This window comes from Psychroserpens mesophilus, assembly GCF_000826645.1.
GTDB lineage: Bacteria > Bacteroidota > Bacteroidia > Flavobacteriales > Flavobacteriaceae > Psychroserpens > Psychroserpens mesophilus.
The window spans coordinates 1-8875 of the sequence record NZ_JXJP01000009.1 but is presented as its reverse complement, the minus strand read 5'-3'; the positions used below and the strand labels follow the sequence as shown (position 1 = coordinate 8875).

The following is an 8875-nucleotide window of genomic DNA, read 5'->3' as shown; positions in this document are numbered from 1 at the left end:
TGCACTATGGTTGGTAACGTGTTTGTGTATGATTTCGTTGCGTGTTTCAGCAACTAATTTAGCAAATATAAACCGAATAGAAAATCCGCGAGGATTTTCGTAAGTAAGCCTGTATTAGCAATGAATTATACACGTTGTTGTGTGTAGTTATTTTTCTTTAAATAATCGGTTTTTTATAAAATAAATCAAATGTTCTTTTTTTAATTTTCTATAATATTCTACTGAACCTTCCAATATTTTCAAGTTGTTAGAAACTACATAGTTTTGTGATTCTTCAATGATTGCTGCATTATAAGGAAGAAACATTTGAAAGTCAAATGATTGTAATTCTTTCCTTGATGATGATAGAATTCTTTTAGAAGTCAATGCGATAAAGTAATCATCTTCTACTAAATCTGTAAACTTTCCTAACCGATTTCTAAAGACAAAAGGAAAATCACCAAGGACGAAAATATCTTTTTCAAATTCAGCGATTTTTGGGTAAATATTCTTTGGTTTAGTCGAACTATTTCTCATTTGGTCAATAGTTTCTTTATATAATCCAGTTCTTAAAATTTTATTCCAATTTTTATCATTCCTTACAGTTTCTGAATCAATTCCTTCCGTTCGAAGTTCTGCACGTTGAATTAAATCTTTAGCAGCAAAATCAGTTTTTGGTATTCTCCAAAAAAGATTAATAATGAAGAATTGCAATTGAGCAATATTGTCATCATTAAATAGGTCTGTGTTTAGTTTTTCAGTTTGAAGTTTTTGAACATTTTTAGATAATTCATCATCTAATTTTTGAAACCATAAATCTTCAATTATTGAATTGGAATTCGATTCGTCAATTTTTATTGTATTTCTGAAATTTTCAAAAAATATACTTTTAGGACTTCTTTGCTTACTTAAAATTTTGTCCTTTTTTTTATCGTAGATATAGAGTAAGTTATTTTCGTCCGTAAAACCTTTTATTAAAAATTTCGGAATGTAATGATGTCTTTTGGATTCGTTATTACTCAAGGGTTTTCTTTAATTACACACAACTTTGGCGTATATGAAAAGTAGCGGATTTTTAAGCACAATCTTTTCGGTTTTTAACTGACCTTTATTTTAGTATTTATCCCTTTTTTAAGGGATTAAACCGCTATTTTTTATATACGTTGTTGTGTGTTCGTGTATTATTTAAAAGTTAATAAATTTTCCATTTTTTTTCTAAACCATTCTGTTGAGGATAATTCCTCCTCTTTGAGTTGAAGCTTTGATATAAAGGTTTTATCGAATTCAGTTTTCAAACTAAATGATTTAAGGAATTGTTCAAGTTCATCAGATTTCAAGTACTTACAAATAACTTCGTCATTTTCCCTAAATTTATTATCAGGGACTTTAAATTCTTGATAACCATTTCGAGCATTTTTTAATTTAATTAATATAGAATCATATTTAGAATTTTTCTGCTTAATAAGTTCCTTGATATAATCATCTTTATTGAAATCATCCCTATTAAGTTCGTCTATGTTATCGGGATGGAATAGATAATTTTCAAAACAATAGTATTCAAGTATTATATAATTGCCATAGGCTTTTTGAATTTTTATTATTTCATTATCTGTCAAATAATCTCTATCTCTAACTCCGAAATGTGTTTGATTTGCTACAGCTTTTATGAAAACACCATTGCTGTTATTCTCGGCTATAAAATGAACATTATTAAAATTTAATTTATTGAAAAATATGGAATTTTGGTTTTCACAATAAATTATAATTTTTTCATCAATTTTAGGAATAGACAATTCTTCTAATGCTTTGGTTGTAGATTCATATTCCTTTTTGATTTCGTTATATTTCGTATGATTATAGTATTTTTTTTGAATTTGAGTTTTTAATTCATTTAAGTATTTTTCTTTTCCAATAAACGCTGACTTTATTTTTGAGCCTAAACTTGTTGAAACTTTTTGAAATTCACTCTCAACTTTTATTATCTGTTCTTCGTAATCGTCTAGTCGATTTTTGAGCTGGTCTTTTTTTGTTTTTAAAGAATCATGTTGGGTTCTAATTTCTTGGGTTTTTAATTTTCTGACTAAATCTAGTTCTTTAACTATTTTTGTATTTGTTTCTTTTCTGAAGTCTTCAATTTTTTTACTTAAAGTACCTATTTCAATTTTCACCAAGTCTAATTCACCTGATAAATTTTCTTTTTTTTCGGTTTCTTCTGAAAGTAATTTTTTTGCCTGTTCATATTTTTTAAATAACTCTTCTTTTATCAATTCAGCATTTTCCTCAATAGTATTGTTAACCTTGATTTTTTGTCTTAAAGCTTTATTTGTGAGTATTTCAGCTACTAATTCACTGTCGAACTTTTCATTATCTTCATATTGTGACATAGCTCTTAGTATTTCCATACTAATTTTTTCCGAGTCTCCATCAACTTCTCTGAATAGAAAAGGTAGCCTAAAATTTCCAAGGATTGCATTTTCAAATTTCTCAGTTCTAGGAATCCAAAATTGAAGCATTGATATAAATTCATTAGGATGAAGACAAACACTTATTTTGTTATTCCCATCATTATATTGCTTGAACTTATCGTATTCAAGAAAGCTGAAATCTAATGTTAAAACCCAGTTTTTAACATCTTTTGGTGAATCTATATAAGTTGGTCTTTTATCTTTCACATAATGCCATATCTGACAATCATGATTGAACTTATCGTATATTTTTTGTTTTTTTAATTCTCTTTCTTCTTCATTAAGTCCTTTGTATTTGTTTGATTTATCGTTGCGTTCATATCGATATTCTACTTGTTCTAACAAATCGTCAACTACTCTTTGGTCTGTAGAATAGTCATCCATATTGTCTTGTTGTATTTCAAGTCCTTTTTTTCTTATGTTTACTGTGAAATTATCTAGATAAGGGTCAAAATAATCGTCAATATCAAGCATGGTTTGTTTTTCATGACATTTTTGAAAGTATCTTTTTATTATACCTGAAAAGTCATCAGTGCTTTCAGCTGCAATAGCTTGGTTAAGAGTGGGCTTTGTTCGTTTTAAATAATCTTTAAAACGTTGAATTAAGTTTTGAAACTCTAATATGGTAACTGGTAAAACATAGAATTTCACCTTTACTTTATTTTTTATCTCATTAATCAGTTCGATTAAAGAAAATGCTGCTTCATTTGATGGATTGTCGTGTAAATCAAGAAGTGTAAGCAAAAAATTTGTGTCAACAAATATTTTCAGATTTACTTGAGACTTAGACAATGCATAGACTTCTTCAACAGCAGCTAGATTTAAATTTGCGGATTCAACAAAAAAGTATGCGTTTAATTGATGTAAAATATAATTTTTAACATAGGTGTTTTTAAAATCAAAATAATTTAAAAGTAAAGTATGGACTAAAGTTTTGTCTCCATTATATCTTTTTATAAATTTTTGAAATTGACCATATTGTTCTATGGATATTGTGTCTTTTCCACTTATTAATTCATATGTTTTAGCTCCAATTTCTCTAATTAATGGGATTATTAAAAATTGATTTAAGTCATTCCAAAGCTGTTTAGCTGAGCTTTCAGGATATATTTTGTTACATAATTCATTGAATCTTTTTTCGGCTTCGAACTCAATTTCTTTTTGCTGTGCATGTGCAGCTTTGAATTCAGAATAGATATCTTCTGATAAAGTAAATAAATCATCTGATACAGGAATTAACTGTTGTTTACTCTTAAGTATATTTATTTGATTTATTATTCTTCCTCTGTCAAAATCACTATTTAGTTCATTTTTTAAGTTATTTAGAATATCTATTTCGTTTTGAGGCGAGTTCTTAGTTACTCCGAAGGTAGAAATTATTATATTTTGAATTGATTTTTCCCACCAACCACTTTCATTCAATTTTACGTGATGAACTAGTGAAATTATTTCAGAGGAAAGTATTTTATTCATTTAATATCTTTTTGTTATATAAATTAAGTTTTGTTTAACATGACACACAACGTGCTTGTGTATGATTATGTTGCGGATTGAGCCGAAGCTGTTTTAGCTTCGGATGAGCCATTTTTGGCGAAAAATCCGCTGGAGGAAAATAGCAAGGCTATGACTTGTAAATTTTCCGATAACATAAATATACAAATTGTAGATGAAATTTTCTGAATAACTGACAGTAGCAATTAATTATACACGTTGTTGTGTGTAGTTTTGTTTTAATAAATGTAACTATTTAAAGTTCATAATAATAACAAGCAACTACTGGATTTTGATCAATATTTTCGTTTGCCATTATAGGTACAAATTTTAAAAATTCGCAACTTGAGTTAGGTGGAAGGTTATTACATTCTCCAGTAATATTGTAGGTCATAGGATTATTGTTTGCAAAAAAAGTTATAATAACTCTACCGTCAAGGATTTCAGAATCTGTTTTATTACTAACAGTTGCTCTTATTATATAACCTATTTGATTATTTGTATCTAATTCTGTAACAATAACATTATTTATAACGACTTCTTTAATTTGTTTAATACCATCGCATACTGTAAAGTTTACGCTCTTATTGTCAATTTCCTCTTTATTACAAGAAGTTATTCCAAATATGACTAAAACTGTAATTAATATTTTTCTAAACATAGCTTTTTTTATAATAGATGTAGAAATTTAAAAAAGGTTGCGTGTGAATTACACACAACGTGTTCGTGTATGATTTGTGCGATTGAGAATCGGTAGATTTTCAGTCGATGCAAATCAGTTGTTTAAATATATGAATTTTAATTGAAGTAGAAGTAGAGCATGAATTATACACAGTGTTACCTACTGTAGTGCATGACAGGTTTTTGGTAAGCAGAGAAAAGGCAAATACAGACAGCAACCGAATCAGAATGCGATTCACTGACTTATGTAGACAAACCCAAGAATCCGCAACCTTGGCAGAAAAGAAAAGATCACAGCTGCATTTAGGTTGCACACAGAAAAACACAAGTGCCTTTTTTTGAAAAGAACGAATCAGAACGCCAAAGCGTTTAGTTCTCAAAAAAAGGATAATTCCGATGAATTTTAATTGAAAGTAGGAAAGTTACAAGCTAGTAAATCAGATTTGTAAAAAAGTAACTCAGATGATTTTTGCACTATGGTTGGTAACGTGTTCGTGTTATGATTAGTTACGGGAAAGGACGCGAGTCGTTTTCCGATTGGTTACTAAGTTAATTAATTTCAAGGATTTTCCGACAGGTAAATCAGCAGTAATTAATTATACACGTTGTTGGCAACTGTATTTTTAAAGAATATTATCCAAATCTTGTCTTCCTACTATAGCCATAATATCTACAACATCTTCATTGACTTTAAAGAATATACTATCAGATCCGCAAACGCAACGTCGATATCCTTTTTTTATAAAATCAACAGATTCAAATGAAAATGGTCTCTGAGCAATTATATCAAAATATTCAAAAAATGAATCAAAGTATTTGTCCGCTTGAGTAATTCCGAATTTTTTAACTCCGTAATGATGAATTCGAATTAAGTCCTCTCTCGCAGTATTACTTATTCTAAATTCAGCCATTGAGTAAGTTCTTTGATTGCTTTAGAATTTGATCTCTACTATCAGTTGTAAATCCGCTATTTTCAGCTTTTTCTAGTTTAATTCTAATCCAATCAATTTGAACTTGTTGGCTTCTTGCTTGTCTAATTAAATCGTTAACTAATTCACTTTTACTTGAGTATTCGTTGTTTTCAACTTGATTTTTCAGCCATTCATCATTGGGTTTTGTAAATGAAATACTTTGTCTTGCCATAATATTTTGATTTTGATGTAAATTTACACCAATTATGAATCAAACGCAAATTTTTCTGAATATTGTTGCCAACTTGTTCGTGTAAGCGTCAGTAACGGGAAAAGACGTTAGTATTTTTCCGATGACGCAACTAAGATAATTAAAAGTGCTGAATTTCCGATAGGGAATTCAGTAGTTATTGCGTTTACACGTTGTTAGCCACTGTTTTATATGTCTTGATTATTCCGATAATAATATTGACTGGAAATATTAACTGGATTAAGATTATTATGACAGTAATTATTTGTAATATGATTTCTAAATTCTGATTAAATTCATATTTGGATAAAATGTCAACATCATAAGATTCTATTTTTAATTCATTAAGAATGAGAAGCAAGAATAATCCACCAAATGTGATTGCGATATGAATTAAATTCAGTCGTTTAGATAGATTCCCAAAAAAGTAATGAAATATCCAATAAATAAATCCAATTATTCCAAAAAGAATTGAAATCAATAGTGCTAAATCGTGGTGACTAATTACATAATATGAGTCTTTTACATTAATAGTTATTCCACCAAACCAAAACTTACTGATTATGTATATTATAATACAAAAAGGTAAGTATAGTAAATGTGGTTTTTCTATAACTTTATTCATTCGGAATTTTTATAAAATTGTTTTAATTTTTATTTTCTAAATGAACTATATCCAATTAAACTCCAAAACACAAAAAGTCCCAGCAATCCGATTCTTGCATATCCTAAAAAAACAAAGGATAGAAGTAATAAACTTAGCAATAGAATTATGATTTTGAATCCATTTTTGGTCTTTCTATCAGAATTATATTTTTTACTTTGTAATGTTTGGTTTAAAAAGATTTCATCAGATTTTTTTAAATAATAATCTACTTGTGTTTCATTCAAACCTTTATCATATAATTCCTTTTTAATCTCATTTTTAGAAAACCCTTTTACTCGTAAAGAAATGCTGTAATCTAAATTATTCATTTTTCTAAAAATTGTGGCTAACGGTATTGTGTATGATTTGTGCGACTTAGAATCCGCAGGATTTTCAGTTGCAGCAAATCAGTTGTTTAAAGATATAAATTTAAAATGAAGTTGGAGGTTAGCATTAATTATACACGTTGTTGTGTGTAGTTTTTTTATTTTCATTTCTTTCTGTTCGCTATTTTTTTACAATAATAACATCCACTGGTTTTATTGTCAATATTATACCAACTATGTTCAGCATTTACTAATTCACAATCTTTCCCTTTGCTCGCAATTCCAAGGTCAATTAAAAACCAAGGCAACCTGGCTCTCCACCAAAATCTGAATCCGTAAGGGTGTTTTTCAATCATCTTTCGCTTTGTGAAATTCCAAAAGTTTGTCTGTAAAAAGGTTTATTTCTTTTTTCTCTTTTAGCTTAAAATCCGCAAACAAAATCAGTCCGAAAACAACAAACACAATCGGCAAAATCCAAATTCCTTTAATCAGTAAAATTATTGAAATCAGAATTCCGATTCCGAGTAAAACTTTCGCTAAAATATTCATTGGTGACTTAAAGTCAAACTTCAAATCGTAATTACCTGTATCATTCACAATTCCTATTACTCTGTGATTATTCGGGAAACGATTCCGCATTAATTCAAACTTTTCAGTTCCGATATATCCATTATAGAATCCACTAACAATCAACTTGTTCAGAATCCTTAAATTTTTATCACTTTTGGTTATCGTTTGTCTCATTCCTCAAATTACACACAACGGTTTTGTATATGATACGTTGCGTGGTTTAGTACGTAATTTAGCAAATAAAAACCGAATAGAAAATCCGCGAGGATTTTCGTAAGTAGGCTCTCACTAGCAATGGATTATATACGTTGTTACCCAACGTTTTTTTTCCTTAATGTTCTTAAAAAGCTTAATGATATAAAATCTACCAACCAAAATATTCTCTTAAACCTCTGATTGTTGAACTACGACAAGCACCAATCATTCCACCGAAAATTCCACCAGGTAATGCACCTATACCACCAACAAACGCACCACCAATAGCACCAGTTATAGCTCCAGTTCCAGCGCCTCTAATGTCAGCTTTTATAATTCTACCTTCATATCCATCCTTTAGAGATTGTGCTTGCGGATTTTCTTGAAAGGTTTTCCACTTTGAGGATTTGTTTCTCCAATAATCGTTAGAGTGTTTAGCAACAGAACCAATTATTGAAATTATTTTTAAGTTATCTGAACTAATCTTTGTGCTTTTTGAAGCTTCATTGATGATTTTTTGAACTTCTGAATTAAATGATTTGACTGATAGGTCTTTATCTACAATTTTTTCAAAATCATTTGTGTAATTTAAAATTAAGTTTTGTGATTCCGTTAGTTGTTCCTTTTCAATTTTATTATTTAACTGATTATAAAATAGTTCAATATGTTTTTTGGAAATTTTTCTTTCGAAATATTCAACAATAAAATCTGTGATTTCTGATTCAGAGATAATATTAAGGTTATTTTTTTCAATTTTGCCTAAAGTAGAAATATTTTCAAAAACTTTCTCTAATACTTTATTATGAATTTCACCTACATTTTGAGCCTCTTTAATTAAAAGAAAAGCTATTTCTCTATTTCCATCATTATTGTTAAATGATTGAATAATATCCTCTATTTTTTTTGATAGCGTTGGTTCAGGATTAAATGGACCTGTTCTTCCTCCTGATAATATTAAATCTTTAAGCCAATCACTAATACTTTTGTTAGGGTTTGACTTTAAATTGAAATTTTCAATTTGATTTATATCAAGTCCTAAAGATAAATCACTGTTTATTTTAAGAATCCTATTTTGAATGATTTCTTGAGTCTCTTCACTATTCTTTGTTGTATTTGATATGAAATTTGTTAAATCTGATAATATCATATTGTAAATTATTATATGAAATAGCCAAAGAGGATGAGGACTATCTTTCAACTTGCTTGTTTCCAGATTTTTATAATCTGTAATTTCAAAGTTTTCAATACTTAATTTTTCAATGTTGATTTTCATAATTTATAATTTTAGTTTAATAATAATTTTAAATTTTTTATATTCTGTCTCTCATTTTTCAAATGTTGGGTAACGTGTTCGTGTTATG

General features: G+C 28.4%; 9 protein-coding genes. All 9 read right to left on the bottom strand.

Annotated elements, in window-relative coordinates; translation table 11 throughout:
• Positions 1-147 precede the first annotated feature (147 nt).
• The 9 genes from TD18_RS10005 to TD18_RS09960 all read right to left on the bottom strand — a co-directional run bounded on the left by TD18_RS10005 (position 148) and on the right by TD18_RS09960 (position 8787).
• Positions 148-1002, bottom strand: a complete 855-nt coding sequence (locus tag TD18_RS10005; RefSeq protein ID WP_040252070.1) for a DUF4238 domain-containing protein — start codon at positions 1000-1002, stop codon at positions 148-150.
• Between the two features lie 158 nt (positions 1003-1160).
• Positions 1161-3917, bottom strand: coding sequence for a hypothetical protein (locus TD18_RS10000; protein WP_040252068.1), 2757 nt, complete (start codon positions 3915-3917; stop codon positions 1161-1163).
• Between the two features lie 274 nt (positions 3918-4191).
• Positions 4192-4596 carry a hypothetical protein gene (locus TD18_RS09995; protein WP_040252066.1) on the bottom strand — a complete coding sequence of 135 codons (405 nt, stop codon included), beginning with the start codon at positions 4594-4596 and terminating at the stop codon, positions 4192-4194.
• Between the two features lie 643 nt (positions 4597-5239).
• Positions 5240-5527: a type II toxin-antitoxin system RelE/ParE family toxin gene (locus TD18_RS09990; RefSeq protein WP_040252065.1), complete on the bottom strand. Its 288-nt coding sequence runs from the start codon at positions 5525-5527 to the stop codon at positions 5240-5242.
• Positions 5520-5759 carry a ribbon-helix-helix domain-containing protein gene (locus tag TD18_RS09985; protein WP_040252061.1) on the bottom strand — a complete coding sequence of 80 codons (240 nt, stop codon included), beginning with the start codon at positions 5757-5759 and terminating at the stop codon, positions 5520-5522. The genes TD18_RS09990 and TD18_RS09985 overlap by 8 nt, the downstream gene beginning before the upstream one ends.
• 672 nt (positions 5760-6431) lie before the next feature.
• Positions 6432-6752, bottom strand: a complete 321-nt coding sequence (locus TD18_RS09975) for a hypothetical protein (protein WP_040252056.1) — start codon at positions 6750-6752, stop codon at positions 6432-6434.
• A 161-nt stretch (positions 6753-6913) separates the two neighbouring features.
• A complete protein-coding gene (locus TD18_RS09970; protein ID WP_040252053.1) occupies positions 6914-7105 on the bottom strand; it encodes a hypothetical protein in 192 nt (63 codons plus the stop codon).
• The gene (locus TD18_RS09965; protein WP_040252052.1) at positions 7098-7493 is read right to left on the bottom strand and encodes a hypothetical protein; all 396 of its coding nucleotides are present in this window, start codon (positions 7491-7493) and stop codon (positions 7098-7100) included. The genes TD18_RS09970 and TD18_RS09965 overlap by 8 nt, the downstream gene beginning before the upstream one ends.
• A 190-nt stretch (positions 7494-7683) precedes the next feature.
• Positions 7684-8787, bottom strand: a complete 1104-nt coding sequence (locus TD18_RS09960) for a hypothetical protein (RefSeq protein WP_040252050.1) — start codon at positions 8785-8787, stop codon at positions 7684-7686.
• Between the last annotated feature and the right edge of the window lie 88 nt (positions 8788-8875).